Source organism: Tardiphaga sp. OK246 (assembly GCF_900188215.1).
GTDB lineage: Bacteria > Pseudomonadota > Alphaproteobacteria > Rhizobiales > Xanthobacteraceae > Tardiphaga > Tardiphaga robiniae.
Genome location: NZ_FZOX01000001.1, coordinates 246,204 through 271,867, shown reverse-complemented (window position 1 = coordinate 271,867; position 25,664 = coordinate 246,204). Strand labels below are relative to the sequence as shown.

Below are 25,664 nucleotides of genomic sequence, written 5' to 3'. Positions count from 1 at the left end.
CGGTGACCCCGGACCTCCCGAGTCCGTGCTTGCGAGGCACGTCCGCAGGCGCCGTATCCTGCTCCACTCCGAAAGCGCCCTCGAGAAGCGCCCCTCACGAGCAGGACGGAGAGGGGTATATAGTCTTATAGGAATCATGTCAATATGAATTGCGAGGATGCAGCGCTTCCTAAAGAATAAGTGGTCATTCCAATTTCATTTCCTTGTAAATGCGCCGGAATAGGTCAACCGCGCGACCTACGTAGGCCGTGATCTCATCGGCGGCCGCCCTCATCCGAGCAACGCTGGAATGTACCTCGACAAGCTCGAATGTCTCTTTGCGAGTCTGCCGATACAGCCTGAATTCGATATCGTGATTGCCCTGAGGGTCGGCGGTCAATTTCACCATGCCGTGTGCCATGAGGTGTCTTGCCTCGTCATACTCCAACAGTTCGTCGCAAATCTTGATCATCTCTTCGCGGTAGGACGCGTACTCGGGCCGCTCAACGATTTTCTTCGCCGCTTTGATGCGGTCCTTTATCCGATAAGGAAAATCGACATTAATCTTCACCGAAAAGTCGGCGAGCAGGAATTCTACTTGGGCATACGAGGTGATTATCCGACCCCGCAAGTGGGTCAGCTCTTTCACCAAGGCGACGGTCTGTTCTCGCGGTCTCATAGGTATTTGTAGAACGCGATGGCCCCGAAGAACACGACAACGGCGGCCACAATACCGAGCGCACCTTCAGCGGAAATACTCAGGCCAATGAACTTAACTTCAAACTTAGTAGGTTCGGGCATGTCACAGCTCTCCATTTGAAATTCATGGAGAACAATCAGGGGGTAGAGAATCTGTCGGTGATTTGCGGACTCCACGCAAGGGAATCGTGCCGTTACACCCGATTCCCACCGATATGGTGGATAACTGGGATAACGTGGATAAGTAGCCCTTCGAATATTTTGTGCGGTCGGGTTCGACTGCCGCGGTCAGGCGTGGGATTGGTCGCCGCGAGATGCTCGTCGTTCAATGCGATGTGTGGAGCGCGGTTACATCGGCCTCCGCTCGCGGCTCCCCCTCTCCCGCGAGGGGAGAGGGACATCGCGGGCGGTTCGTGTGGCAAAGAGAGCAGCGATCAGGGCCGCTTCTTCCACCCGCCCCGATGCCCCGGCGCGCCGCCGGTCGATCTTGGCGCAGGGCCAAACTCCGGTCCGGACTCGCGGCTGTTCTTCGGCTGGAAGATCTTGCTCTCGGTGCCCGGACCCATCTCGTCGAGTGTCGGCTTGCGCGGACGTTCCACCTCTTTGCCACGGGCGGGCTTCACTTCATGCCAGTTCGCGATGCCCATCTCGTCGAGCCCGGGCTTGTGCACTTTCGACGACGCACCGCCCGCTGATGAACTCTTGCCGTATTTGCCACGCGCCTTGCCTTGCGCGGCCTTGTCGAGACGCGCGGGAAGATTGGCGGCGTCGCCATATTTCTTCTCGCCTTTGTAACCGCCGCCGCGCGCGGCGACGCCGCGCTGCTTGACGGTGGGGTCGTCGACCACGGCGAGTTCGGTGGCGCGCAGGCGCTTGACCTCGTCGCGCAGGCGGGCGGCTTCCTCGAAGTTTAGGTCGGCGGCAGCCTCGCGCATCCGCACTTCCAGATCGGCCAGCACGGCTTCAAAATTATGCCCGATGGTGATGGCATCCTCTGCCATGCCGCCGCCGATATCCACCAGCACGCGGTCGCCTTCATAGACCGAGTTCATGATGTCGCCGATCGACTTCTTCACGCTTTCCGGCGTGATGCCGTGCAACGTGTTGTATTCGACCTGCTTCTCGCGGCGACGATCGGTCTCGGCAATGGCGCGCGTCATCGAGCCGGTCATCTGGTCGGCATAGAGAATGACGCGGCCGTCGACATTGCGCGCGGCGCGGCCGATGGTCTGGATCAGCGAGGTCTCCGAACGCAAAAAGCCTTCCTTGTCGGCGTCGAGCACGGCGACCAGCGCGCATTCGGGAATGTCGAGACCTTCGCGGAGGAGATTGATGCCGACCAGCGCGTCGAATGCGCCGAGGCGGAGATCCCGGATGATCTCGATACGCTCGATGGTGTCGATGTCGCTGTGCATGTAGCGCACGCGAATGCCCTGCTCATGGAGAAATTCCGTGAGGTCTTCGGCCATGCGCTTGGTCAGCACGGTGATCAGCGAACGATAGCCCTGGGCCGCGGTGGCGCGGACTTCGCCCAAGAGATCGTCGACCTGGGTGCGGGCCGGGCGGATATTGATCGGCGGATCGATCAGGCCGGTCGGGCGAATGACCTGCTCGACAAAGACGCCGCCGGATTCCTGCAGCTCCCAGCCGGACGGCGTCGCGGACACCGCAATCGATTGCGGGCGCATCATGTCCCATTCCTCGAAGCGCAGCGGCCGGTTGTCCATGCAGGAGGGCAGTCGGAAGCCGTATTCCGCCAGCGTCGCCTTGCGGCGGAAGTCGCCTTTGAACATGGCGCCGATCTGCGGCACCGAGACGTGGCTTTCGTCGGCGAAGACCAGCGCATTGTCCGGCACATATTCGAACAAAGTCGGCGGCGGCTCGCCCGGGCGACGCCCAGTGAGATAGCGCGAATAGTTCTCAATGCCGGCGCAGCTACCCGTGGCTTCCATCATTTCGAGGTCGAAGGTCGTGCGCTGCTCCAGCCGCTGCGCTTCCAGCAGCCGGCCCTGATTGTGCAGCTGGTCGAGCCGCCACTTCAGCTCTTCCTTGATCGATTTCATCGCCTGGATCAGCGTCGGCCGCGGCGTCACGTAGTGTGAGTTGGCGTAGATTTTGATGAATTCGAGCTCGTCCTGCTTGTGGCCGGTGAGCGGATCGAACTCCTCGATGCTCTCCACGGTGTCGCCGAACAGGTTCACGCGCCAGGCGCGGTCTTCATAGTGGGCCGGGAAAATGTCGATGACATCGCCGCGCACGCGGAAGGTGCCGCGCGTGAAATCGTGCTGGGTACGCTTGTATTGCAGGGCGACGAGGTCGGCGATCAGCTGGCGCTGGTCGATGCGCTCGTCCTTCTTCAACGCGAAGGTCATCGCGGTATAGGTTTCCACCGAGCCGATACCGTAGATGCACGATACCGAGGCCACGATGATGACGTCGTCGCGCTCCAAGAGCGCGCGCGTCGCCGAGTGGCGCATGCGGTCGATCTGCTCGTTGATGGACGAGTCTTTCTCGATATAGGTGTCGGTGCGCGGGACGTAGGCTTCCGGCTGGTAGTAGTCGTAATAGCTGACGAAATATTCGACGGCGTTGTCGGGGAAGAAGCTCTTGAACTCGCCATAGAGCTGCGCGGCCAGCGTCTTGTTCGGCGCGAGGATGATCGCCGGGCGCTGCGTCGCCTCGATCACCTTTGCCATGGTGTAGGTCTTGCCGGAGCCGGTGACGCCGAGCAGCACCTGGGTGCGGTCGTTGCGGTCGATGCCCTCGACCAGTTCCTTGATCGCGGTGGGCTGGTCGCCCTTCGGCTCATATTCCGATTTCAGCTCGAAGCGCACGCCGCCTTCGGACTTCTCCGGGCGCGGCGGACGGTGCGGCGTCCACACTTTCTGGTCCTTGAACTCCGGACGGCCATCGCGCACCAGCGCTTCCAGCGCATCGGCGGTGGCCTGCACGCCCAGTGCTTCCATCTTGTTGCGCGGCGGCCGCGCCGTCAGCGCCTCGGCGTCTTCTTCCTCGGTGGTGAAACCGAGCTGCTTGGCCAGTTCCGGATCCAGCGTCGGGATCGAGGCCGAGGTGTTGTAATTGGCCTGCGGCGCTTCCTCGAGACCCTTCTGCTCGCTCAGCCGCGGCGCATAGGGCGCCACCACCGGCTGCGGAAACGGCTGCAACGGCGTCGGGCGCATGCCTTCATCGCCCTCGAACTTCTTAGGCGTCGATTTGCGCGCGCGATGCACCGCGGCCTCGCCGCCGGAGCGGCGCTCGAAGGAATTACTCGGCGGCGGCTGCAACCCGGTGCCCGAGCCCATGCCGGCATCGCCGCGATTGATCGCGGGATTCAGCAGTTCCGCCAGCGCAGGCCCGATCGGCTTGACGTCGGGACGGCCGGCGCCAGGCTTGGCGGCGGGGGTCTTGATTGATTTTGTGGGCTTTTTCGGAGAGTCGGGTTTCTTCGCCATGGGCGGAATATGGGGCGAGTCCGGTGGCGATAAAAGGGCCCTACTTGAGCAGCTTCAACAGCTTCTTGCCCGCCGGCGTGGCGAATTCTCTGGCGTCGATGGTGCCGTCATTATCGGGGTTTGCCGCGCGGAACCGGGTTTCCACCACGGCGAGATATTCCGCCTTGTCGAGCGTGCCGTCATTGTCCGGATTGGCGGCAGCGAATTCGCTCTTGCTCATGCGGCCGCGCAGCTCCCGGGCGTCCAGCGTGCCGTCCTTGTCGCGGTCGAGCTTGTCGAACAGTTTGCCGGCGGCCGCCTTCGCCTCGGCGAGGTCGACGGTGCCATCCTTGTCGGGATCGAGCTGCGCCAGGAAAGAGGCGGCCTGCGCCGGCACCAGCGCGGCAAGAGGTATCGCGAGAGATAGCAGAACCGTGCGGCGTGTGGTCATGATCATCTCCCTTGGCGTACTCTATATTTCAATCAGGATGCGTCATTCGGATTCCGGGTTCAACACTCAAATCCGGCGATGCGGCCGAGGTCTGCGAGGGATTGCCATGCGTGTGATGCCGACAATATTGCTGTGCACTGCAATAGGATTTGCAACAGCGCCGTGCCTCGCTCAGTCCAGGGACGCCGAGCCGGCCACGAAGGGGCTGAACGAATCGGTGCTGAAGACGCTGCCGTTTTCCGACCGTGCCGATTTCGATGATGCCAAACGCGGCTTCATCGCCACGCTGCCGGATGGCGTGATCGCAGGTCCGGACGGTAGGCCGGCATGGGACACCAAGCCCTATGCGTTCCTGCAAAACGACGCTGTGCCGGCGACCGTCAATCCCAGCCTGTGGCGACAGGCGCAGCTCAACGCGATCAACGGCCTCTTCAAGGTCACCGAGCGCGTTTATCAAGTGCGCGGGCTCGATATTTCCAACATGACCATCATCGAGGGCGACAGCGGCCTGATCCTGATCGATCCGCTGCTGTCGAACGAGACCGCAAAAGCCGCGCTCGAACTTTATCTGAAGAACCGGCCTGCGAAGCCCGTTACCGCCGTGATCTACACCCACAGCCATGCCGATCACTTCGGCGGCGCCAAGGGCGTCATCAGCGAGAACGACGCCAGGCAGCGCAAGGTCAAGGTGATCGCGCCCGACGGCTTCATGGAGCATGCGGTGGCGGAGAACATCATTGCCGGCAATGCGATGTCGCGCCGCGCGCAATACCAGTTCGGCAGCGCACTGCCGGTCGGTGAGCGCGCCCAGGTCGATACGGGGTTGGGCAAGGCATTGGCGAGGGGGACGATCTCGCTGATCCCTCCAAACGACCTCATCAAGCAGTCCTACGAGACGCGCATCGTCGATGGCGTCGAGATCGAATTTCATCTGGTGCCGGGCTCGGAAGCCCCAAGCGAGATGATCTTGTATTTTCCGCAGTTCAAGCTGTTGAACATGGCGGAAGATGCCACCCACAACATGCACAATCTCTACACGATCCGGGGTGCGGAGATTCGCGACGGCCGGTTGTGGTCGCGCTACATCGGCGAGGCGATCGCGCGCTACGGCGACAAGACCGATATCGTGATCGCACAGCATCACTGGCCGATGTGGGGCAACGCGCGCATCGTCAATTTTCTCAAGAAACAGCGCGATCTCTACAAATTCATCCACGACCAGGCCGTGCGGTTGCTCAATCACGGCCTCACATCGACCGAGATCGCGGAGCAATTGAAGCTGCCGCCGTCGCTGGCGAACGATTGGGCGTCGCGCGGCTATTACGGCACCCTGAGCCACAATGCCAAGGCGGTCTATCAATTCTATCTTGGCTGGTATGACGCCAATCCCGCGGACCTCAATCCGTTGCCGCGCGCAGAGGAGGCGAAGAAGCAGGTCGAATACATGGGCGGTGCGGACGCCACGATCAGACGCGCGCGCGAGGATTTCAAGGCAGGGCAATATCGCTGGGTTGCTAGCGTGATGAGTCGGGTCGTGTTCGCCGACCCGTCGAACACGGAGGCGCGTGATCTCGGTGCCGATGCACTCGAACAGTTGGGCTATCAGAGCGAGGCGGCGACGTGGCGGAATGCTTATCTGCTCGGTGCACTGGAACTGCGCAGCGGCGTCGGGCCGCAGAGATCGTCGCTGGCGAACGCCGAGCTGCTCAAGGGCGTATCCATCGATCTGGCCTTCGATTTTCTCGGGGTGCGGCTCAACGCGACGAAGGCGGAAGGCAAGAAGATCGTCATCAACTGGACCTTCACCGATCTCAATGAAACCTATGTGATGAATCTGGAGAATTCAGCGCTGACGCATATGTCGGGCAAACTTTCCGACAACGCCGACGCCAGCGTGACGCTGACGCGCGCAGCGCTCGACGCCATCACGCTGAAGCAGCGCACCTTTGCGGATAGTGTGGCCGCCGGGGAAACATCACTCAGCGGCAATCCGCTTAAGCTGCGCGAATTGTTCGGTCTGCTGGACGAATTCTCGCCGGGATTCGAGATCGTGGAACCGAAGAAAGCGCGCGCGGAATAGGTCCGGCTATATCACGCCTGTCCGGCCGGCTCCGCCCGCAGGCGCTTGAGCGATGCGGGCAGGCGCGCGTCAACCCAGGCGCTGATGTCGCGCTGGTGGCGGTTCACATAGAGCCCCAGCGCAATGATGCCGATGCCGATCAGCGACAGCGCGAACGGGAACAGCATCGAATCCTTGAAGATCTTCTCGGCGAGGTCGCCGAGATAGATCGCAATGCCGATGGTGCCGAACACCGCGAACACCCGTCGCGACAGCGCGACCGAGATCAGCAGGAAGCCGACGTTCAGCAGGCAGTATAGCGCCTTGTCGAGATTGGTGCCGTTAGACGTGGCGGTGATGCCGCCCCAGAATGTCAGCACGCCGAACAGATAAAGCCAGAATGCGAAATCGCCGCTGCGCTGGCGCAGGTTGACGATCACCGCAGCAACCAGAATGCCAAGGCCAAACCAGATGGACACCTTGCGCGATAGCTCCCAGTTGCCGTAGCTCGCGCCCGCGATCCACGGCACGACATCCATCGACAGAAACCACAGCGCCACCGCCATGATGAACACGATGAACGGAAAGCGATAGAATTGCAGCGCCACGATTGCCGCGGTGATGGTCGCCAGCTCCATGAAGACGAAGCTGCCCTTGATCCAGACATAGAAATCGCGCATCGCCGCCGGCTTGCCGAATTCGGTCCAGGCACCGTAGGCGTCCTGTATGCCGAACACGGCCAGCGGTGTCATTGCCACGGCGACCGCGATCAGCAGTCCGCCCGGCGTCCGCAGCTTCTTGACCGTCCAGAGATAGTGACCGGCGGCGGTGAACAGGCCGGCATAGACAAGGGCAGTGGCGGTCAGCGCCGGCCCGCCCATTTGCGAAAACGCCAGCGTCGAGAACAGCCCCATGGCTGATATCACCACCAGCGCGCCTGCGTACCAGAGCAAATGCACGACGTCGAATTTGGGCCCGGCAGCCGGCTGCTCCGGCACACGCGCCGTGAGGAAAGCCAGCAGGGCGTCGAGCTGCGTGGAAGGAAGCACGCCGGCTGTGACAGCCGCGCGCAGATCATCGGTCGAATATCGCATGCACTCTCTCCGCAATGCGCCATTCGACGCCGAACACTGCCCTTTGTCGCTTACACAGGCCGAAGCGTTCAAGGGCCAAAACCGGTCGCCGTGAGACTACAACGCCCGCGCGGCATTGCCCTTGAACGATACAGGCCCGGTCGGATGGCCGGCCGGCGAGCCGTCTTCGTGCTCCCGGGTGATCTCGAACGGCTGGTCGGCGACGATTTCCGGCGACAGTCGGGACCACGACGAAGCGACGGGCGCCGCCGTGCTGCGCCAGCTGCGCGAATGGACACTCAACCCGAAAGCGATTGATGTGGATAAATCAATCAAAGGAAATGCCCTGATAAATATCAACTACGGGATGTGCCGCGAATCTGGCGAGCTTCACCTCATTACAAATCAAAGATTTGCTTGGGGGCGATCATGTTTTCAGGATTCGCGACGCGCTTTACTGCGCGAATGACGGCGCTTGTTCTGGTGGCGTCAATGCTGACGGGGTGCGCGGAGATTGATCGTCGGGGTGGCGTAGTAGCAGAGGTCGAAGACTACGTACTGTTTACGGCGCACACTAAGAGTCACCGGTTGTTTCGATCTTACATGCTGATTGGCGTCTTGATGGCAGCGGCGCGGCAGGGCGGGCACAATCAAGCAGACCGAGCGGCGATCGAAGGAAGTTTGAAGGAGACCCTGAGTGTTGCCTTCGAGGCCTATGCCTGCCTCTACCAAAATCGTGGAGATGCACGTGAGGATCGACAAAATCGGACACTAACGGAATGGATGGCGCAGGTCGCGAGCGATGCGCCGGCGAGTGCCACTTTCAAAACTATCGCCTTTGCGGAGCCGGCCAATTGTCAATTTTTCGATGAGAAGATGGCACGGCTTGACTATGCGCTTTACCGGTTAGCTCTGAGTGCGCTGTTCAACGAGAAGACGAACGCAAAACTTGCCACGATCCGCGATAAGCTTGTGGGTGAAATCCCGGTTCTGTCTGCATCGGCCAAAGCTGCTATCTTCACTGTCATGGCTGCGAATGAAGCGACAAATATCGTGGATGATCTGCTCAATCTGAGCTTCTCCAGCCTCGGACCGACGCTCATCTTGCTGCCACTGTACAGGGATGCGCTTGAGCTGAACATGTGGGTCATCCTGGATTCGCTCAACAAGGCCTGCAACCTCAATGTCAGCACTGATGCCGCTCGTCTTTTCAACGCGGATGGTACGCCTGCGCTCACAAACATGGAGCCTTGCGACAAACGCGACTATGTTTACTACATTTTAAGTCGAGGTGGCGGCAGTCTTTCGCTTTGGCGCAATTTCGTTCGTAACATGAACTATACAAACCCCTATGTTGAAGCGTACGCGCCACACTTTATGCTCGTTAGCCGTTTTATCTGGCGGTCCTGCACGAACTATCTTACGGAGACGGAATGCGGTGCGCTGATGACCAAAGCTTCTGCCTATGCGACGAAGCAGTCGATTCAGGTCAATCTCAGTCATCCGAATGATCGCTTTGATCGCATCGATAGTGCCGCTGCACCGAGAGCCACAAGAGTTGCGCAGCCCCCGTCAAAGCCCTCAGCAAGTCCACCGCAATCGTCTTCCAGTCCAGCCGCCCGGGACCCTGATCCAACCGGCTCCATTGCGAAGCCGGACAAGCCTACGCAACCGACAACTCAGTGATGGCGTTCAGTTCGCGGGGCGTGACTTCGGCACGAGCGATGAGGAGGCTTAAAGCGCCCTTGCCGCATTCCCCTTGAACAAAATCGGCCCGGTCGGACGACCGATCGGCGAGCCGCCTTCGGGCTCCAGTGTGATCTCGAACAGCTGATCTGCTACAGTATCCGGCAATGCTTCCAGATCGAGCTGCAATGTCCGCGACTGTCCGGTGAGACCGATGGACTTCGGGCCGATGTCGCGATCCCACAGGGTCCAGACCTGCAGCGTGCGGCCGGCGGGCACGTCGATCGGGCGCAGCGGGATCAGTTCGACGCGGCCGTCGGAGAAGGTGTTGACGATGGCGCCGGTTTCCCTGGTGGTGTCGTTGACCAGCACGGCGACATAGATCGGCTTGCGCTGCGCCAGCGCGATCAGTTCGCGGCGGAGCTGGCGCGACGTTGCGAGCGCGCCGATCAGGATCACCACAAGCATCAAGGCCGCGAACACCCCGCCGATCCCGGTGCCGCGCCAGAAGCCGATATTGTCCCACAGCGTTGCGCCGCGCAGCGCGGCGCGGGCGCCAGGCAGCGGGATCGCCGGTTTCACCTTGGTGGAGTCGGCGATGCGGTCCCACAGTGCGGCACTGGGGGCGAGCGCTTCGGCTGTGGCGTCGAGATCGGCCAATCGCTCGCGCCAGGTGCTGACGGCCCTGGCGAAATCGGCATCGTCGGTCATGCGCGCTTCGGCAGCGGCGAGCTCGGTGCCTTCCAGCAGGCCCATCACATAGTCGGCGGCGAGATCGTCGGTGGAATGCGTGTTGTCGTCGTGCATGCTCATCCCATGCACTCCTGCAGTGCGAACAGACTGCGGCGGACCCAGCTCTTCACGGTGCCCAAGGGCACCTTCAGCCGGCCGGCCAGTTCGCCGTGGCTCATGCCATGGACATAGGCCAGCACCACGACATCGCGGCGTGGCCGGTCGATGCGCTCCAGGCATTTGCGAAGCGCCGATGTCTCGGGCATCCGCGTCATGGTCGCCTCGCAGTCGATATCCAGCGCACTGTCGTCGGACGCGTCATAGCGATGCTCGTTGCGATGAATGCTGAGCGCGCGATTGCGCACGACGGCATAGAGCCAGCCGCGCGCCGAGCCGCGATGCGGATCGAACGACGCGGCCGCGCCCCAGATCCGCACGAAGGCATCGTGCACGGCTTCCTCCGCCAGATCCTGCCGGAACAGGATGCGGCGGGCGACGCCGATCATCTTCGGGGCTTCGCTGTTGTAGATCATCTGCAGAGCCGCCCGGTCGCCGGCGGCGCATCGCGCCAGCGCGGCCGACAGCTGCGCCTCGCGCGCGTGGTCGAGGCCCGCTTCGTCGCGCCGGGTCTCGGTGATGGTGCCATTCCCAGTCATGTCCATGCCCTTGCATGGTCAGTCTACCTTTGCTGCGCGCAATTGGATGCACCCAAATGAATTTATTTTCAGGGGCGTGCATCCAGTCGGGAGGGCCCGCCGGTAGTCCTTGTGTCGGTCCCGAGGGGACCGCGGAAACACAGGGAGCCACTCATGTCATTTCGTTCGCTTTTTGCCGCCTCCGCCGCGCTGCTGCTGACATCCGCCGCCGCCAATGCCGCCCAGGTCGCAGCCCTGGTCGGTGGCGACACCATCGCCATGGTCGATACCACCAAGAAGATGGCCACCGGGTCCGTCAAGGTCACTGGTATTTCCGGCGCGCTGGTCGGCATCGACGTCCGTCCGGCCGATGGCATGCTCTATGGGGTGGTCGATGACGGCACCGTGGTCACCATTGCCGCGGACGGCAAGGCGACGGCGAAGTCGAAGCTCGACACCATGCTGGCCAAGGGCGTCACCGCCACTGTGGACTTCAACCCGGTGGCCGACCGTCTGCGCGTGATGGGCTCGGATGGCATGAGCCTGCGCGCCAATGTCGAGGACGGCAAGGTGACGAAGGACGGCGATCACAAATATGCCGAGACCGACATGCACAAGGGCGAGAAGCCGAATGTCATCGCCGGCGCCTACACAAACTCTGTGAAGGGCACCAAGGAGACCGCGCTGTTCAACATCGACGGCACCATCGGTGCTCTGGTCAAGCAGGCGCCACCGAATGACGGCATTCTCGGCGCGGTCGGCAAGCTCGGTATCAAACCGGCGAGCGTCGCCTTCGACATCTGGTCGGACGGCACCAGGAACGAAGCCTGGCTGATGGCCGACGGTACGCTCTATTCGGTCGATCTCGCCACCGGCAAGGCGACCGAAGCCGTCAAAATCTCGGGCGTCACCGGCAAGGTGACGGATATCGCGATCATGGGCATGTAAGCTTCAGTCGATCACTTCTATCACGATGCTGCGCTCTCAAGGGCGCGGCATCTCTATTTTCCGGTTCCCAGATACGGCCGGATCATATCGACCATCTTCTCGGCAGAGGTGCCGGGCGGAAAGAAGCCGAGATATTTTCCGTCGCGGTCCATCAGATAGACGAAGGCCGAGTGATCGACGGTGTAGTCGGTCGGCCTGTCGTCGAAGTCGATGCGCTTGTAATAAACGCGATACGCTTCGGCGGCGGCATGAATCGCGGCAGTGCTGCCGGTCAGGCCGATCAGCTTCGGGTGAAACATCGGCACATATTGCGCCAGTTGCTCCCGGGTGTCGCGCTCGGGATCCAGAGTGATGAAGAGCGGCTGCACATGAGCGGCGTCGGCGCCAAGCCGGTCCATCGCCAGTCCGATGGCCTGCAGGTCGGTCGGGCAGATGTCCGGACAATAGGTGAAACCGAAATACACGAGCAACAGCTGGCCGCGATAGTCGCGGTCGCTGCGGGCATGGCCCGACTGGTCGATAAGCTGGAACGCGCCGCCGATCGGCTCGCGATTCCACATCACTGCGTCCATCAATTCGGCTGCCGAACGGGACGACCCCTGCGCCGAGGCGGGCGCCGCACTCCAGCACCCGAGCCACAGCGCAGCCATGGCGGCTATGCCGGTCCGGTACCAGAAGGCGCGTGCGGCGCGCGAGGTCACGCGCTGAAGGTCAGGCGGCTGCCGGTCGAGACGTTGATGACGTTGTCCGGCATCTGCGCGCGCGCCTCGAGAAGGAAGTTGAGACCGCTGCAATGCATCGGGATGACCACATCGGGCTCGAGCTTCTTGATCTCGCCGACGATCTGCTTGAGGTAGTCGGCAGGGGCGGGACCGAGGTGAAAGCCGCCGACGACGGCGTGTACCTTCTGCACGCCCGATATCTCCTGCGCCTGCCGGACCGAATTGACGATGCCGACATGGCCGCAGGAGCTGATCACCACCAGCCCCTTGCCGCGGATGTTGAAGCAGGTGGCGTGTTCGTGGACGTGTTCGTCCGGTGCAAAATTGCCCTGCAGTTCGGCAGCCGTATAGTGGCCGTAGTCGCAGCCTGCGCTGTCCGGCTTGTAGTCCACGAAGGTGTTGGGCAGCACGCGCTCGACGCTGTTACGCTTGATCTTGCCTGTTGTGAAAGCATGGCCCTCGATCACCGTCGGGGTTTCGCAGAGAACGGTCTGCACCTTCTGCGCGGCGATCTGCTTGCGGTCGAGGATGCCGCCTTCGCCGAACTGACCGGTCGATGCGCGGCTGACGCGGTGGCAGAAATTATCCTCGCCGCCGGCATAGAGCTTGATGTCGGGTGGCAATACGCTGCGATATTGCTCGAGAAAGCCGATCAGTCCACCGTAATGATCGATATGTCCGTGACTGACGATCAGCGCGTTGAGCGAGGCCGGGTCGACCTTGAGCAGCCCGATATTGTTGATGATCGCCGGCGAGGTATAGCCGAAATCCAGCAGGATATTACGCTTGTCCTGCTCACGCTGCGATTCCAGAAACAGCGACAGGCCCCACTCATTGTGCAGCACGTTGCGCGCATCGGCGCTGCGGGCCGGTCCTGGCCCCTCATGCACCACGCCATTTACCGTGCTGCCGCGCAGGAATTGATCGTGCTGCTGATCGACGAGCACGCGGATCGAGAGCCGATCGACGGTCGGCACCTGGATCGGCGCCGCGTTGGCAACCTCCACGCAGGAAAATCCGGCCGCAGCCATGCCAGCAAAGGCTGCCGAGGTCTTGAGAAAGTCGCGGCGGCGGATATCTGCGGTCATGGCATCTCTCCCGGAAATCATCCGCCTGTGCGGAGTTTCCGTTTGATAACAGACCGGATGCGCCACTGGCAGGGAATGATCTTTCGAAGATCATCGGAGGCGGAGCAAATTGCATTGACTTGATCCGATGATCCGGCAACATTTCATGCAGTCGCATTCAATCGGCCTTCGGTCGGGTTTGCGGGTTGCCTCATCACGCAAAACGGATTGAACGATGATCGATCTCTATTACTGGAGCACGCCGAACGGCCACAAGATCACGATCTTTCTTGAGGAGACGGGGCTCCCCTACAAGATCATTCCGGTGAATATCAGCAAGGGTGACCAGTTCAAGGACGAGTTTCTGGCCATCGCGCCGAACAACCGCATTCCGGCGCTGGTCGATCATGCACCCAAGAGTGGCAGCAGGCCGATCTCGGTGTTCGAGTCCGGCGCGATGTTGATGTATCTCGCCGAGAAGACCGGGAAGTTCCTGTCGGGCGATCTCGCCGTGCGCTATGATGCGATCCAGTGGGTGTTCTGGCAGATGGGCGGCCTTGGTCCGATGGCCGGACAGAACCATCACTTCCGCAATTACGCGCAGGAAAAGATCACTTACGCCATCGACCGCTATGTGAACGAGACCAACCGGCTCTATGGCGTGCTCAACAAGCGCCTTGCAGATCGCAAGTTCATCGCCGGCGACTATTCGATTGCCGATATGGCGAGCTATCCCTGGATCGTGCCCTACAAGAACCAGGGCCAGGACATCAACGACTTCCCGCATCTCAAGCGCTGGCTCGAAACCATCGCCGAGCGGCCGGCGGTCAAGCGTGCATACGAGATCGCCAAAGAGGTCAATCCGAATTTCGGCCAGCCGCCGATCCGCACCGACGAAGAGCGCAAGCTACTGTTCGGCCAGACCTCGGCTGTGGTGAAGAGTTAGCTCAGAATTACGAGAAGCAATCATGGCGCTGCAACTGTTCGAACTGGTCGGCACCGAAGAAGATCGTCCCTTCAGCCCGTTCTGCTGGCGCATCCGGATGGCGCTGGCACATAAGGGCCTCGACGCCACATCGATCCCGTGGCGCTTCACCGAGAAGGACGCGATAAACAAGCACAAATCCGACAAGGTGCCGGTGCTGCTCGATGGTGAGCGCGCGGTCAACGACTCCTGGGCGATCGCCAATTATCTCGAAGACACCTATCCGGATCGCCCGTCACTGTTCGGCGGCGAGGGCGGTCGCGCCATGGGGCGGATGCTGAACTGGTGGGGCGACACGGTCGTGGTCGCCGGCATGTTTCCGTTCATTGTCGCGGATATTCACGGTCATCTGCGTCCGGTCGATCAGGCCTATTTCCGCGAGAGCCGCGAAGCGCGGTTCAAGAAGTCGCTGGAAGAGGTCGCATCCAATCGCGACACGGGCGTAGATGCCTTCCGCAAGTCGCTTGATCCGATGCGCCTCACCCTGAAGACGCAGCCGTTCCTTGGTGGCGCCGCGCCAAACTATGCCGACTACATCGTATTCGGTCCGTTCCAGTGGGCGCGTGCGATCTCGCCGTTCAAGCTGCTGGCGGAAGACGACGCGATCTATGCATGGCGCGAAAGAATGCTTGATGCTTTTAACGGCATGGCGCGGAACTCGGCGGGCTATCCGGTCTGAGTTCCACTCTCTACGGGCGATGAATTGAGCAACGCTGGTATTCATGTCCGCATACCAGCGTTGTTCTCGATGGTGCTTGGTGCCTTCGTGAAAATCCGAGGATATTCCCTGTAACTCTCGCTATAAGGGAATACCTCAACGATTCACGCTGTCTCACGCGCCAAGGTCTCTATGTCCGTTCCGCCTACCAATCTCGCCGACGATGCCGTGATGTTCGATCTTGCCCCGGTCTCGCTCTGGATCGAGGACTACAGCGATGTGAAGGGGCTGTTCGAACAGTGGCAGGCGCAGGGCGTCGACGACATCGAGACATTCCTGCTCGCCAATCCCGAGCGGGTCCGTGAGTGCTCGCAGCACATCCGCATTCTCAAGGTCAATCGCAAGACGCTGTCACTGTTCGGCGCGCGCGACCTGTCTCACCTGACGCTCAGTCTCGGCCTGGTGATGCGCGACGATACGTTCAAGAGTCATGTGTCGGAACTGGCCCAGCTCTGGAGCGGCCGGAATCATTTTTCCAGCCATACGGTCAACTACACGCTCAAGGGCGAGCGGCTCGACATCCAGCTGCACGGCATTGTTCTGCCCGGGCATGAAGAGCGCTGGGATCGCGTGATGATCGCCATCGAGGATGTGACCGAACGTGAAGGCGCGCGTCGTCGCCTCGCAGAGAGCGAGAATTATGCGTTCGGCCTGTTCGCGCATTCGCCGGTGTCGCTGTGGGTCGAGGATTTCAGCGGCGTCAAGCGCCTGGTGGACGACGTTCGCGCGCGGGGCATCGAGGATTTTCGCGTGTTCACGGATGTGCACGAGGAATTCGTTTTGCGCTGCATGAGCGAGATCCGTGTGCTCGATGTCAACAGCCGTACGCTGGAATTGTTCGGAGCGCCCGACAAGGACACGTTGCTCCGTCAATTGTCGGATGTGTTTCGCGACGAGATGGAGCCGCATTTCCGCGAACAACTTATCGACCTGTGGGAGGGCAAGCTGTTCCAGCAGCGTGAGGTCGTCAACTACGCGCTCGACGGCACCAAGCTGCATCTGCTGCTGCAGTTCTCGGTGTTGCCCGGGCATGAGCGCGACTGGTCACAGGTGCAGGTCGCGCTGACCGACATCACCGCGCGCAAGAAGGCGGAAGCCTATCTGGAATATCTCGGCACCCACGACGTATTGACGCGCACCACGAACCGCTCGTTCTTCGTGGACGAACTCAACCGGCTCGAACGCAAGGGATCGCAACCGGTCACCGTGATCGTTGCCGATCTCAATGCGCTGAAGACTGCCAATGACGATCTTGGCCATGCCGCCGGCGACGGGTTGCTGCGCCGGGCCGGTGAAGTGTTTGGCGAACTGGTCGAAAAGCCGGCGACGGTGTCGCGCATCGGCGGCGACGAATTCGCCATCTTGCTGCCCGGAGTCGATGCTGCCGGCGGCGAAGCTGTACTTGCCTCGCTGGCGCGACTGATCGAGGTCAACAACCAGTACTATCCGGATCTGACGCTGAGCCTCTCCACCGGGATTGCCACCAGCCGGACGGGCGAGCGGCTCGAAGCCGTGGTCAAGCGCGCCGATATGGAAATGCTGCAAGCCAAGCGCAGCTACTATGCGCAACCCGATCGTGACCGGCGCAGCGCGGGCATGGTGTAAGCAGGCTGCGGGAGCCGATGCGCAATCGCGCGCCATGCGGATCACCACGTCCGTCAGGTCGTGGCGTGCGCCGCCGCTGCCTTGGCGCGCAGGCAGTCGCGGCACAGGCAATCGCCGCCTGTGGTCGGCATCGGCAGTTTCGCGGTCTCCTCGGCGCACCAGCAATTGCCGGACAGGTCGCAGCCGAATTCAGTCCCGCAGTCCGAGCAGGTGAGGCTGCGGCTGAGCGGCTTTAAGCTTTCTGTCCGATAATTCATGAAAGCAGCCCAAATTTCAGCGCGATTTTCATGCCGGGTTCATCTGTTCCACCCGTATATCGGGTGTGGCGCCTGTGACGGCCAGATGCATCATAGGACGAAGGCAGAGTGAGGGAAACCCGATGGCCCGCGACCCGCAAGGTGCGCTGATCGCGCTGAACCGATTCGGCTTTGGCGCGCGGGGTGGCGCTTCCGGCGACATCGTCAATGCGGCCTCCGATCCCCGCGGCTTCGTGAAGGCCGAGCTGGCGCGCCCCAATGCGGCGCTGCTGGAATTGCCCGGCCTGCAATCCACGACCGAGCTGGGGCAGGCGATGTTCGCCTATCAGCTCGAAGTGAAAACGGCACGCGAGGCGGCGCTGAAGACGCCGGGGCTGGTGCCGGTTGAAGCGCCGCCGGCTGCGATGGACAGGAAGCCGGAAGCTCCCGCGATGACCGGCAATACGACCATGACCGTGCAGCCTGACGCACCGAAGCCGCCGCCGGCCGTCGCGCTGCCGCCCAATGTGGTGCAGAAGACCTATCGCGCAGAAGCGCTGGCGCGGATCCAGCGCGCGACCATTACCGAGGGTGGCTTTGTCGAACGCCTCGTCGTGTTCTGGTCGAACCATTTCTGCATCTCGGCCAGCAAGGGCGACCCGGCGCGGATGTGGGCTGGCTCCTTCGAACGCGAGGCGATCCGCCCCTATGTGCTGGGCAAATTTGCCGACATGCTGAAAGCCGTCGAACAGCATCCGGCGATGCTGTTCTTTCTCGACAACCAGCAATCGATCGGCCCGAATTCGAAAGCCGGTGAGAGGGGCAAGCGCGGCCTCAATGAAAATCTCGCGCGCGAGATCATGGAGCTGCATACGCTCGGCGTCGGCGGTGGTTACACGCAGGCCGATGTGACGTCGCTGGCGCGCATCATCACCGGCTGGACCTTTGCCGGACGCGAAGGAAAGATCGGCACGCCCGGCAGTTTTGCCTTCAACGCCAATGCGCATGAACCGGGGCCGCAGCAATTGCTGGGCAAGACCTATGACGACAGCGGCGTCGCGCAAGGCGAAACAGCGCTCGCCGATCTTGCGCGGCAGCCATCGACGGCGACATTCATCGCCAGGAAATTCGCGCAGCATTTCGTGGCTGATGCGCCGCCGCCGGCACTGCTGGCGCGGCTGGAAGGCGTGTTCAAAAAGACCGACGGCGATCTGAAGGCGCTGGCGCTGACGCTGCTCGATTCCAATGAAGCCTGGCAGATGCCGATGGCCAAGCTGCGCACGCCCTATGAATATCTGATCTCTACCGGCCGCCTGCTGGCGCGCATCCCCGAAGATCCCGGCCGTTACTTTGCGGGACTGCAGACGCTTGGCCAGCCGCTCTGGACACCGCCGGGGCCGAACGGCTTTCCGGACGGCAATGCCGCCTGGGCCGTGCCCGAAGGCATGAAGCTGCGGCTCGATCTCGCCGCACAGGTTTCGTCGCGCATTCCCGACAGTATCGATCCGCGCGAGATGCTCGACGTGGTCGCCGGCGAGGCGGCCTCGTCCGAAACACGACAGACGATCGCGCGCGCGGAGACGCGGCAGCAGGCACTGACGCTGCTGCTGATGTCGCCGGAATTCCAGAGGAGATGACGATGGACTGCTGTGAAAGCCGCATGCTCGGCCCCACGCGCCGATCGCTCTTGCTGTCAGGCGCAGCCTTTGCGGCGTGGGCCTATCTGCCGAAATTCGCTAGGGCCGCCGACGCGCGCGATCCGCGCCTGATCGTCGTGATCCTGCGCGGTGCGCTCGATGGTCTGGCCACCGTCGCGCCGCTCGGCGATCCCGATTACGCCGGCCTGCACGGCTCGATTGCGCTGGCGAAGGATGGCCCGAACGCAGCCATCGCGCTGGACTCGTTCTTCGGCATGCATCCGGCGATGCCGGAATTCGCGCGGATGTATGGCGACAAGAAAGCGGCCGTGGTCCATGCGGTCGCGACGTCCTATCGCGAGCGCTCGCATTTCGACGGCCAGGACGTGCTTGAGAGCGGCTATGCCGGCCCCGGCCGCGTGCAGTCGGGCTGGCTCAACCGCGCCATTGAATCGCTGCCGCGTGGCGAACGCGTCTCGTCAGGTCTTGCGATCGGACCGACCACGCCGCTGGTGCTGCGCGGCGCCGCGCCGACGGTTGGCTGGGCGCCGGTCAATCTGCCCAATGCGGCCGATGATACGGCGATGCGGCTGATGCAACTCTATCAGGACCGCGATCCCGCTTTGGCGACGGCGCTGTCGCAAGGCCTGAAGCTCGACAAGATTGCCGTTGGCGACGAGATGAAGCCGAAGGGCGGCGGAAATGCCGTAGCGGCGATGCGTCAGGTCGCACGCGGCGCGGCGAAACTGATGGCCGCGGATGACGGCCCGCGCATCGCGGCGCTGGCCTTCGATGGTTGGGATACTCATGCACAGGAAGGTGGCCCGGTCGGGCGTCTTGCGCAATTGCTCGGCGGTCTCGATGGCGCGCTGGCGGAATTCGAGAGCGGGCTTGGGCCGCATTGGAAGGACACCATTGTCGTTGTCGCCACTGAGTTCGGTCGCACCGCCAAGATCAACGGCACGGCCGGCACCGATCACGGCACCGGCACGATTGCGTTGCTTGCGGGTGGTGCGGTCAAGGGCGGCCGGGTGATTGCGGACTGGCCCGGCCTTGCGAATGGCAAGCTCTATGAAGCCCGCGATCTCGCGCCAACCACGGATCTGCGCGCGATCTTCAAGGGCGTGCTGCACGATCATCTCGGCATCAGCGAGCGTGCACTGGCCGAGCAGGTGTTTCCTGACAGTGCGTTGGTGAAGCCGGCCAAGGGATTGGTGGGGTAGCTTGCTTCCCCTCTCCCCAAGCGCAGCGTAGCTGCGCGCAGTGGGAGAGGGTGCCTGAGCGAAGCGAAGGCGGGAGAGGGTCTAGCCGCAAGCACGATAGAGCCCTCGCGCTGGGGGAGAGGGGAAGAATCTGCGCGTTTAACTACCCCAATGTAATCCCGTCGATTTCCTTCATCTCGTCCGTCGTCAGCTTCCACTGCGCCGCCTTCACATTTTGCTCGATCTGCTCGGGCGATGATGCGCCGGCGATGACGCTGGAGACTTGCGGGCGGGCGGCGAGCCACGAGAAGGCGAGCTCAAGCATCGAATGGCCGCGCGCGCTGACGAAGGCCTGCAGTTGATCGACCAAGGCGATGTTGCGCGGGTTCAGATAGCGCTCCTGCATATAGGGGGTCTTGCCGAAGCGCGTATCGGCGGGGACGTTCTTCAGGCCGGCATATTTACCGGTCAGCATGCCGCCGGCGAGCGGGAAGAACGGCAGCAGGCCGAGATTGAAATGCTGCGCGGCCGGCAGCAGGTCCTTCTCGATGTCGCGGACGACGAGACTGTATTCGTCCTGGCACGACACGAAGGGCGCGACGCCCATCTGGCGCGCGGCCATCTCGGCTTCGGCGATGCGCCAAGCCGGGAAGTTGGAATTGCCGATATAGCGCACCTTGCCCTGACGCACGAGGTCGTCGAGCGTGCGCAGCGTCTCTTCGATGGGCGTCAGCGCATCGTAATCGTGCTGTTGATACAGATCGATATAGTCAGTCTTCAGCCTCCTCAGGCTGGCCTCGACGGCGCTCATGATGTAGCGGCGCGAGGCGCCCTGCTTGCTGCCGTCATTGCTCATCGGCTTGCAGTATTTCGTCGCGAGTACGATGTCCTTGCGGCGATCGCCCAGCACTTCACCCAGCACCGTCTCGGAGCCGCCCATGCCGGCATAGATGTCGGCGGTGTCGAACAGCGTGATGCCGAGATCGATCGCCTTGTGGATGACCTTGCGCGCGGTCTCCAGATCGGTGCGCTGGCCGAAATTGTTGCAGCCGAGACCGACGGCGGAGACGCGAAGGCCGGAGCGGCCGAGATTGCGGATTTCCATGATGAGTGTGCCTTGTGAGGGAAGCGCGGACCAAGGTTATGGCGCGCGCCTCATCGCGCAGCAAGACGCGCTGCATCATGGCAGTCGCGCGGGCGCTCAGGCGATTGCGGAAGCGGACTCGGGCGTTTGAACTTCGGGTGCGGGCGCGGCGGTCGGGGTCTTCCGCGGCGGGCCGGCGCGCAGGGCTGCGGATGTCATGCGCCGTACAGCGTTTTCCGCGTTACGCGTGATGGTCTTGCGATCAGCGGACATGTCATAGGCGACGGCTTCGCCCCAGCTTACGACGACGTCGATGGCGCCCGACGACAGGATGCCGATGAAATGCGGGATCAGATCGATGTCGCCATACCACGCCACGTTTTCGCGAAAGGCGCGGCCGACCGGCAATCCACCGAAGCCGACATAGGCGATCGACATCGGCTGCACCGTGATCTCTTTGTGATGCGTGGAATCGCCGAGCGCGTGATGCACCGAGCCGACCAGTGCCGAGCGAAACGGCAGCACGCGCATGCCGTCGCTGGAGGTACCCTCCGCGAACAGGACCACCGCGTCGCCGGACAGCATGCGGTCGCCGATTTCCTGCGCCGTCGCGCCGGTCTTCTGCCGGCGTTCGCGCTCGACAAAAATCGTGCGCTGCAGTTTGGCGAGCCAGCCGAACACGGGCCATTTGGCAACTTCGCTCTTGGCGACGAACACCACGGGCGCCCTGGCGCCGATGATGATGATGTCGAGCCATGAGACGTGATTGGAGAGGATCAGGACCGGCGTGTCCGTCGTCCGCTTGCCGACCTCGTGAATGCGCACCCCGATCAATGCGCAAAGCACGCGGTGAAACAGATGCGGAATACTCCGCTGCCAGCGCAGGCCGAAGGCCAGTGCGATCAGCTGAAACGGCGCCAGCAGCAGCGTCAGCATGGTCAAGGAGATCAGGACGGCGGCGAAACGGATCATGGGTTTATTATACCGGGGCCGACTTCCGCAGGCAAAGTCAGTTGCTTGAATTAAGAGAAACCACGGCAAAAAGAAGCGGTCCCGGTCAGCGCGGCAACTGACGGAGACCGCTGGGGAAGCACCCGATTGGCGACGGGGGGAAGCAACCGGCTGCATGAGGAGCCTAGCCGGGGCGAGTGACATCGCCATGACAACCCGGGATATCCACAGGTGGCATTGCGCCCTATTCGGCCGCGTCCAGCCGGTGGGAGCTGAACACGTCGCCTTCGCGCAGCGCCAGATAATAGTCGCGCTCGGAGAGCTCGTCGGTGTGACGAATGAGGTCGGTCACCGGAGTGTAGCTCAGCATCCGCCCGCCATCGGGCAGCACGGCGCAACTCATCCGCAGCACCCGGCCATTGGCGAGGCGCAACGTCGTCGGCGTGGAAGTGCCGGCGCGGATCATCTCGACGCGTCTGGCGATGAAGCTGTCGACCTCGTCGTCGGGGAGGGCGTAAGCGTGGATATCGCGCGCGTGATACATCAGCGCGATCAGCGGCGGCTTGCTGTCGGCCTTCTCATCGGGGAGCGTAAAGTAATCGCGAAACGCGCGGTTGATGAATTCGGCGCGGGTGTCGGCATTGAGAAGCACGACACCGATATCGATCTGGTCAAGTGCAGCCGAAAGGCGCTGGGCAGTGGCGTGCTGCTCGTTCTCGCGGGCCCGGGCCGCGCGTCGCAGCCGGAAGAGGCGGATTGCCAAAGTAATCCCGACGGCTGCGATCACAATGATCGCCGTTTCAATTCCCGGATCGAGAATCAGTCGCCAATCGTACTGCATCGGCTGTACCTGTGTCCGTACAAAGGTAAGAAACGCAGGTTGGCCTCTGGTTGCAAAAAGGCCCACAATTTCCCGCCGGTATAGCTAACGGCGCGTGAAGAGCCCGGCATCATTTTCCCCTTGTTCGCTTCAAATGCTATCGATGCCACCGGAACCGGCGCCGGCCCCTGAATGTTAGCGCCGGGATTTAAAAAGGACCCCGATCGAATGCCCTTCACCATTCCGCCGCTGCTGCTGCCGATTTTGATGCTGCTGGCCTCGAATATCTTCATGACCTTCGCTTGGTATGGCCATCTCAAATTCAAGGATCACTCGTTGCCCCTCGTCATCATGGTGAGCTGGGGCATTGCCTTCTTCGAATATTGGCTGGCGGTGCCCGCCAATCGCTGGGGCAGCGAAGTCTACAATGCGGCCCAGTTGAAGACGATGCAGGAAGTCATCACGCTGGTCGTGTTTGCTGCATTTTCGGTGCTGTATCTGAAGGAGCCGCTCGGCTGGAATCACGCGCTGGGCTTTGCCTTCATCGCGCTCGGGGCGTTCTTCATTTTCCACAAGTGGTCGTAACGACCGCTTACTTCCCGGCCGGCGTAATCCGCAAGATCCGTCCCGCTGAACTATCCGTCAGCAGCCACAGTGCGCCGTCCGGTCCCTGCCGGACGTCGCGGATGCGTTCGTTGAGATTTTGCAGGACGCGCTCTTCGGACGTGACCGTGTTTCCGTTGAGCTGTAGCCGCACCAGCATCTGGCCTGCCAGCGCGCCGGTGAACAGGCTGCCCCGCCAGCGCGGGAAGAGATCGCCGGTATAGAACGTCATGCCGGACGGGGCGATCGACGGCACCCAGTATTTCACCGGCTGCTCCATGCCCGCCTTCGACGTGGTTTCGTGGATCTTCGCGCCGGAATAGTCGATGCCGTAGCCGATCACAGGCCAGCCGTAATTCTTGCCCTTGCCGATGATGTTCACTTCATCGCCGCCGCGCGGCCCGTGCTCGGTCTCCCACAAGTCGCCGGTCGCCGGATTGATGGCGAGGCCTTGCTGGTTGCGATGACCGTAGCTCCAGATCTCCGGCCTGGCGCCGTCGCGGCCGACAAATGGATTGTCTTTCGGCACAGATCCATCCGGCGCGATGCGGATCAGCTTGCCGAGATGATTATCGAGACTCTGTGCCTGATCGCGGCCGCTATAGTGTTCGCCGAGCGTGACAAACAGGTTGCTGTCAGGCGCCTGAACAATACGGCAGCCGTGGTGATTGCCCGACGACAGCGGGCCGTCCTGGCGAAAGATCACCTTCATGTCGTCGAGACGCGGCGCAGTGCCGTCGATGAGCTTACCGCGCGCCACGGCGGTGCGACCGCCGCTGCCCGAACGTTCCGAGTAGCAGAAGTAGATTGTGTTGTTCTGCGCGTAGTTCTTGTCGGTGATGACGTCGAGCAAACCGCCCTGGCCGACGGCCATCACCTCGGGCACGCCTTTCACCGCAGGCGACAACTGTCCCTGCGGCGAGACGATACGGATGCGACCGGGCCGTTCTGTAACGAGCATGCGGCCCTCGGGCAGAAACGCCAGTGCCCATGGATAAGCGAGACCGGAGGCGACGGTCTGTACTTCGAGCCTGCCGGCCGACGAGCCGAACGAGGTGTTTTCGCCACGGGTGGTCGTGGCGATCAGAAGGGTCGCGGTCACGACGATAGCCGCCGTCAACGTGACAGTGACCCAGATCACGGGCCTTTTCATCGAAATGGCTCCATCACGGAGTCGCAGGTTGCATAAGCGATGCGCGGCATCGCGGTTGAGTGTTTATGAGTTGTGGGGACCGTCAGAGCGGCATCGCACTCGCCACCGGGATCGACATCACGGTGAGGGCGAGGATGACGCAGAGCGACAGACAGCCAACCGCGAGCGACGCCGCGACGGCGTGGGTCAACCGGGTGGATGCGATGGACGTGGGGCGCGCCTGAAATCCTGCACCCACGCGAAGCGACCGTATCATGGCCGTAAATCCTTCAAATCGCGGGCGAATCACCCGCGTGCTACAAATTCGCAGCTGCGGCAGGCGAGATTTGGGCGGGATTGGCCGTAACTATGGCGGGAAAATGGCATTCACAGCGCTTATGCCCGCTATTTCAGGACTTAAGCGTCGGCAACCACGTCCAAAGTATCATATTCCGACGACGTCGGGTGCCAGTCCATGGAGATAAAACCCGGCTGGGTTTCCACCAGACGCAGCCAGCGGCGGATCGACGGAAAGCTGGAGAGGTCGAAATCGCACTTCTCGGCGACGTGGGTGTAACCGTATAGCGCGATGTCGGCGATGGTCAGCTGGCCCGCGGCGAAGAAGTCATGGATCTTGAGGTGATTCTCCATCACCTGCAGCGCGGCATAGCCCCGCTCCATCCAGTCTTCCAGCGCGTGGGTCTGCAGGTCGCGGCCGCCGCGCACCAGGCACAGCCAGAAATAGGCGGCACCGAGATTCGGCTCCAGCGCGTGCTGCTCGAAGAACATCCACTGCATGGCTTCGGCACGGTCCATCCGCGATTCCGGCGCCAGAGATGTACCGATGGCGACATACCACAGGATGGCGTTGGATTCGGCGAGATAGCGGCCTTCGGCGATCTCGAGTAGCGGCACCTGACCGCTGGGGTTCTTGGCCAGAAATTCCGGGGTACGGCTCTCGCCGCGCAGGATGTCTACTTCGATGGCGCGATAAGGCGCGTCCAGGAACGCCAGCGCAAGGCGAACCTTGTAGCTATTGCCAGAGCGCTGCATCGAATAGAGTTTGTACATTCGCAGATGTTCAATTCATTTCAGGTCAAGGCAACTGCGCGATTGGCCAGCGCAGATCGCGGTTAGACAATGATGCTGATGCGAGCCTGTCGCAAGGCCCTCGGAATGGAAAAAGTCGAAAACGGCTGCGGCAGT

At 62.0% G+C, this 25,664-nt stretch carries 26 protein-coding genes; 10 read left to right on the top strand and 16 right to left on the bottom strand.

What is annotated here, in order from left to right:
- Positions 1–184: 184 nt before the first annotated feature.
- From CHC01_RS01280 to lanM, 4 genes are all read right to left on the bottom strand, one after another.
- Positions 185–628, bottom strand: a complete 444-nt coding sequence (locus CHC01_RS01280) for a hypothetical protein (protein WP_141137019.1) — start codon at positions 626–628, stop codon at positions 185–187.
- A 26-nt stretch (positions 629–654) separates the two neighbouring features.
- Positions 655–780: a hypothetical protein gene (locus tag CHC01_RS33270; RefSeq protein ID WP_283805439.1), complete on the bottom strand. Its 126-nt coding sequence runs from the start codon at positions 778–780 to the stop codon at positions 655–657.
- A gap of 332 nt (positions 781–1,112) precedes the next feature.
- The gene (gene uvrB / locus CHC01_RS01270; RefSeq protein ID WP_089261761.1) at positions 1,113–4,133 is read right to left on the bottom strand and encodes an excinuclease ABC subunit UvrB; all 3,021 of its coding nucleotides are present in this window, start codon (positions 4,131–4,133) and stop codon (positions 1,113–1,115) included.
- A 40-nt stretch (positions 4,134–4,173) separates the two neighbouring features.
- Positions 4,174–4,563 carry a lanmodulin LanM gene (gene lanM, locus CHC01_RS01265; protein ID WP_089263587.1) on the bottom strand — a complete coding sequence of 130 codons (390 nt, stop codon included), beginning with the start codon at positions 4,561–4,563 and terminating at the stop codon, positions 4,174–4,176.
- A 115-nt stretch (positions 4,564–4,678) separates the two neighbouring features.
- Between lanM and CHC01_RS01260 the strand changes: the two genes are divergently transcribed.
- Complete coding sequence (locus CHC01_RS01260; protein ID WP_244558240.1) at positions 4,679–6,643, top strand: alkyl/aryl-sulfatase; 1,965 nt, start codon at positions 4,679–4,681, stop codon at positions 6,641–6,643.
- An 11-nt stretch (positions 6,644–6,654) separates the two neighbouring features.
- Here the strand turns inward: CHC01_RS01260 and CHC01_RS01255 are convergent, their stop codons facing one another.
- Positions 6,655–7,716, bottom strand: coding sequence for a hypothetical protein (locus tag CHC01_RS01255; protein ID WP_089261757.1), 1,062 nt, complete (start codon positions 7,714–7,716; stop codon positions 6,655–6,657).
- Between the two features lie 121 nt (positions 7,717–7,837).
- On the opposite strand from CHC01_RS01255, the gene CHC01_RS32190 reads away from it, so the two are divergent.
- Together CHC01_RS32190 and CHC01_RS01245 are read left to right on the top strand one after the other, a co-directional pair.
- Positions 7,838–8,164, top strand: coding sequence for a hypothetical protein (locus CHC01_RS32190; protein ID WP_176454465.1), 327 nt, complete (start codon positions 7,838–7,840; stop codon positions 8,162–8,164).
- Entirely contained in the window at positions 8,125–9,381 is a 1,257-nt protein-coding gene (locus CHC01_RS01245; RefSeq protein ID WP_089261753.1) for a hypothetical protein, read from the top strand. Before CHC01_RS32190 ends, CHC01_RS01245 begins: the two co-directional genes overlap by 40 nt.
- 48 nt (positions 9,382–9,429) lie before the next feature.
- Here the strand turns inward: CHC01_RS01245 and CHC01_RS01240 are convergent, their stop codons facing one another.
- Together CHC01_RS01240 and CHC01_RS01235 are read right to left on the bottom strand one after the other, a co-directional pair.
- On the bottom strand, positions 9,430–10,194 hold the full coding sequence (locus CHC01_RS01240; RefSeq protein ID WP_089261751.1) for an anti-sigma factor: 765 nt from the start codon (positions 10,192–10,194) through the stop codon (positions 9,430–9,432).
- Positions 10,191–10,769 (bottom strand): sigma-70 family RNA polymerase sigma factor, encoded by a 579-nt coding sequence (locus CHC01_RS01235; RefSeq protein WP_089263586.1) that lies wholly within the window; start codon positions 10,767–10,769, stop codon positions 10,191–10,193. Before CHC01_RS01235 ends, CHC01_RS01240 begins: the two co-directional genes overlap by 4 nt.
- Positions 10,770–10,922: 153 nt before the next feature.
- On the opposite strand from CHC01_RS01235, the gene CHC01_RS01230 reads away from it, so the two are divergent.
- Positions 10,923–11,696 carry a DUF4394 domain-containing protein gene (locus CHC01_RS01230; protein ID WP_089261749.1) on the top strand — a complete coding sequence of 258 codons (774 nt, stop codon included), beginning with the start codon at positions 10,923–10,925 and terminating at the stop codon, positions 11,694–11,696.
- A 53-nt stretch (positions 11,697–11,749) separates the two neighbouring features.
- On the opposite strand, the gene CHC01_RS01225 is transcribed toward CHC01_RS01230, so the two are convergent.
- Both CHC01_RS01225 and CHC01_RS01220 read right to left on the bottom strand, forming a co-directional pair.
- Positions 11,750–12,346, bottom strand: a complete 597-nt coding sequence (locus CHC01_RS01225) for an SCO family protein (protein ID WP_089263585.1) — start codon at positions 12,344–12,346, stop codon at positions 11,750–11,752.
- A gap of 47 nt (positions 12,347–12,393) precedes the next feature.
- Positions 12,394–13,506: an MBL fold metallo-hydrolase gene (locus tag CHC01_RS01220; protein ID WP_089261748.1), complete on the bottom strand. Its 1,113-nt coding sequence runs from the start codon at positions 13,504–13,506 to the stop codon at positions 12,394–12,396.
- 214 nt (positions 13,507–13,720) lie between these two features.
- Between CHC01_RS01220 and CHC01_RS01215 the strand changes: the two genes are divergently transcribed.
- The 3 genes from CHC01_RS01215 to CHC01_RS01205 all read left to right on the top strand — a co-directional run bounded on the left by CHC01_RS01215 (position 13,721) and on the right by CHC01_RS01205 (position 16,793).
- On the top strand, positions 13,721–14,431 hold the full coding sequence (locus CHC01_RS01215; protein ID WP_089261746.1) for a glutathione binding-like protein: 711 nt from the start codon (positions 13,721–13,723) through the stop codon (positions 14,429–14,431).
- A 22-nt stretch (positions 14,432–14,453) separates the two neighbouring features.
- A complete protein-coding gene (locus CHC01_RS01210; protein ID WP_089261744.1) occupies positions 14,454–15,149 on the top strand; it encodes a glutathione S-transferase family protein in 696 nt (231 codons plus the stop codon).
- 171 nt (positions 15,150–15,320) lie between these two features.
- The gene (locus CHC01_RS01205; protein WP_089261742.1) at positions 15,321–16,793 is read left to right on the top strand and encodes a sensor domain-containing diguanylate cyclase; all 1,473 of its coding nucleotides are present in this window, start codon (positions 15,321–15,323) and stop codon (positions 16,791–16,793) included.
- Positions 16,794–16,846: 53 nt separating this feature from the next.
- Here the strand turns inward: CHC01_RS01205 and CHC01_RS01200 are convergent, their stop codons facing one another.
- Entirely contained in the window at positions 16,847–17,050 is a 204-nt protein-coding gene (locus CHC01_RS01200) for a hypothetical protein (protein ID WP_089261740.1), read from the bottom strand.
- Between the two features lie 122 nt (positions 17,051–17,172).
- Between CHC01_RS01200 and CHC01_RS01195 the strand changes: the two genes are divergently transcribed.
- Both CHC01_RS01195 and CHC01_RS01190 read left to right on the top strand, forming a co-directional pair.
- Positions 17,173–18,666, top strand: a complete 1,494-nt coding sequence (locus CHC01_RS01195; protein WP_089261738.1) for a DUF1800 domain-containing protein — start codon at positions 17,173–17,175, stop codon at positions 18,664–18,666.
- Positions 18,663–19,889, top strand: coding sequence for a DUF1501 domain-containing protein (locus tag CHC01_RS01190; RefSeq protein WP_089261736.1), 1,227 nt, complete (start codon positions 18,663–18,665; stop codon positions 19,887–19,889). The genes CHC01_RS01195 and CHC01_RS01190 overlap by 4 nt, the downstream gene beginning before the upstream one ends.
- Before the next feature lie 142 nt (positions 19,890–20,031).
- Here the strand turns inward: CHC01_RS01190 and CHC01_RS01185 are convergent, their stop codons facing one another.
- From CHC01_RS01185 to CHC01_RS01175, 3 genes are all read right to left on the bottom strand, one after another.
- A complete protein-coding gene (locus CHC01_RS01185; protein ID WP_089261734.1) occupies positions 20,032–20,973 on the bottom strand; it encodes an aldo/keto reductase in 942 nt (313 codons plus the stop codon).
- A gap of 96 nt (positions 20,974–21,069) precedes the next feature.
- Entirely contained in the window at positions 21,070–21,924 is an 855-nt protein-coding gene (gene olsA, locus CHC01_RS01180; protein ID WP_089261732.1) for a lyso-ornithine lipid O-acyltransferase, read from the bottom strand.
- 223 nt (positions 21,925–22,147) lie between these two features.
- Positions 22,148–22,690 carry a PAS-domain containing protein gene (locus CHC01_RS01175; protein ID WP_374725693.1) on the bottom strand — a complete coding sequence of 181 codons (543 nt, stop codon included), beginning with the start codon at positions 22,688–22,690 and terminating at the stop codon, positions 22,148–22,150.
- Positions 22,691–22,951: 261 nt separating this feature from the next.
- On the opposite strand from CHC01_RS01175, the gene CHC01_RS01170 reads away from it, so the two are divergent.
- On the top strand, positions 22,952–23,308 hold the full coding sequence (locus tag CHC01_RS01170; protein ID WP_068731204.1) for a DMT family protein: 357 nt from the start codon (positions 22,952–22,954) through the stop codon (positions 23,306–23,308).
- Positions 23,309–23,315: 7 nt separating this feature from the next.
- Here the strand turns inward: CHC01_RS01170 and CHC01_RS01165 are convergent, their stop codons facing one another.
- From CHC01_RS01165 to CHC01_RS01160, 3 genes are all read right to left on the bottom strand, one after another.
- The gene (locus CHC01_RS01165) at positions 23,316–24,479 is read right to left on the bottom strand and encodes a PQQ-dependent sugar dehydrogenase (protein ID WP_089261728.1); all 1,164 of its coding nucleotides are present in this window, start codon (positions 24,477–24,479) and stop codon (positions 23,316–23,318) included.
- A gap of 82 nt (positions 24,480–24,561) precedes the next feature.
- Complete coding sequence (locus CHC01_RS32185) at positions 24,562–24,735, bottom strand: hypothetical protein (RefSeq protein WP_175367576.1); 174 nt, start codon at positions 24,733–24,735, stop codon at positions 24,562–24,564.
- Positions 24,736–24,875: 140 nt separating this feature from the next.
- The gene (locus CHC01_RS01160; protein WP_089261726.1) at positions 24,876–25,529 is read right to left on the bottom strand and encodes a glutathione S-transferase family protein; all 654 of its coding nucleotides are present in this window, start codon (positions 25,527–25,529) and stop codon (positions 24,876–24,878) included.
- Between the last annotated feature and the right edge of the window lie 135 nt (positions 25,530–25,664).

What these genes read in the sequence shown, in the direction of transcription:
- CHC01_RS01225 (WP_089263585.1), bottom strand. Translation starts at nt 12,346, where the DNA reads ATGGCTGCGCTGTGGCTCGGGTGCTGGAGTGCGGCGCCCGCCTCGGCG.
- CHC01_RS01220 (WP_089261748.1), bottom strand. Translation starts at nt 13,506, where the DNA reads ATGACCGCAGATATCCGCCGCCGCGACTTTCTCAAGACCTCGGCAGCC.
- CHC01_RS01170 (WP_068731204.1), top strand. Translation starts at nt 22,952, where the DNA reads ATGCCCTTCACCATTCCGCCGCTGCTGCTGCCGATTTTGATGCTGCTG.
- CHC01_RS01245 (WP_089261753.1), top strand. Translation starts at nt 8,125, where the DNA reads ATGTTTTCAGGATTCGCGACGCGCTTTACTGCGCGAATGACGGCGCTT.
- CHC01_RS01185 (WP_089261734.1), bottom strand. Translation starts at nt 20,973, where the DNA reads ATGGAAATCCGCAATCTCGGCCGCTCCGGCCTTCGCGTCTCCGCCGTC.
- CHC01_RS32185 (WP_175367576.1), bottom strand. Translation starts at nt 24,735, where the DNA reads ATGATACGGTCGCTTCGCGTGGGTGCAGGATTTCAGGCGCGCCCCACG.
- CHC01_RS01165 (WP_089261728.1), bottom strand. Translation starts at nt 24,479, where the DNA reads ATGAAAAGGCCCGTGATCTGGGTCACTGTCACGTTGACGGCGGCTATC.
- CHC01_RS01195 (WP_089261738.1), top strand. Translation starts at nt 17,173, where the DNA reads ATGGCCCGCGACCCGCAAGGTGCGCTGATCGCGCTGAACCGATTCGGC.
- CHC01_RS01190 (WP_089261736.1), top strand. Translation starts at nt 18,663, where the DNA reads ATGACGATGGACTGCTGTGAAAGCCGCATGCTCGGCCCCACGCGCCGA.
- CHC01_RS33270 (WP_283805439.1), bottom strand. Translation starts at nt 780, where the DNA reads ATGCCCGAACCTACTAAGTTTGAAGTTAAGTTCATTGGCCTGAGTATT.
- lanM (WP_089263587.1), bottom strand. Translation starts at nt 4,563, where the DNA reads ATGACCACACGCCGCACGGTTCTGCTATCTCTCGCGATACCTCTTGCC.
- olsA (WP_089261732.1), bottom strand. Translation starts at nt 21,924, where the DNA reads ATGATCCGTTTCGCCGCCGTCCTGATCTCCTTGACCATGCTGACGCTG.
- CHC01_RS01255 (WP_089261757.1), bottom strand. Translation starts at nt 7,716, where the DNA reads ATGCGATATTCGACCGATGATCTGCGCGCGGCTGTCACAGCCGGCGTG.
- uvrB (WP_089261761.1), bottom strand. Translation starts at nt 4,133, where the DNA reads ATGGCGAAGAAACCCGACTCTCCGAAAAAGCCCACAAAATCAATCAAG.
- CHC01_RS01260 (WP_244558240.1), top strand. Translation starts at nt 4,679, where the DNA reads ATGCCGACAATATTGCTGTGCACTGCAATAGGATTTGCAACAGCGCCG.
- CHC01_RS01210 (WP_089261744.1), top strand. Translation starts at nt 14,454, where the DNA reads ATGGCGCTGCAACTGTTCGAACTGGTCGGCACCGAAGAAGATCGTCCC.
- CHC01_RS01240 (WP_089261751.1), bottom strand. Translation starts at nt 10,194, where the DNA reads ATGAGCATGCACGACGACAACACGCATTCCACCGACGATCTCGCCGCC.
- CHC01_RS01160 (WP_089261726.1), bottom strand. Translation starts at nt 25,529, where the DNA reads ATGTACAAACTCTATTCGATGCAGCGCTCTGGCAATAGCTACAAGGTT.
- CHC01_RS01215 (WP_089261746.1), top strand. Translation starts at nt 13,721, where the DNA reads ATGATCGATCTCTATTACTGGAGCACGCCGAACGGCCACAAGATCACG.
- CHC01_RS01205 (WP_089261742.1), top strand. Translation starts at nt 15,321, where the DNA reads ATGTCCGTTCCGCCTACCAATCTCGCCGACGATGCCGTGATGTTCGAT.
- CHC01_RS01200 (WP_089261740.1), bottom strand. Translation starts at nt 17,050, where the DNA reads ATGAATTATCGGACAGAAAGCTTAAAGCCGCTCAGCCGCAGCCTCACC.
- CHC01_RS01230 (WP_089261749.1), top strand. Translation starts at nt 10,923, where the DNA reads ATGTCATTTCGTTCGCTTTTTGCCGCCTCCGCCGCGCTGCTGCTGACA.
- CHC01_RS01235 (WP_089263586.1), bottom strand. Translation starts at nt 10,769, where the DNA reads ATGACTGGGAATGGCACCATCACCGAGACCCGGCGCGACGAAGCGGGC.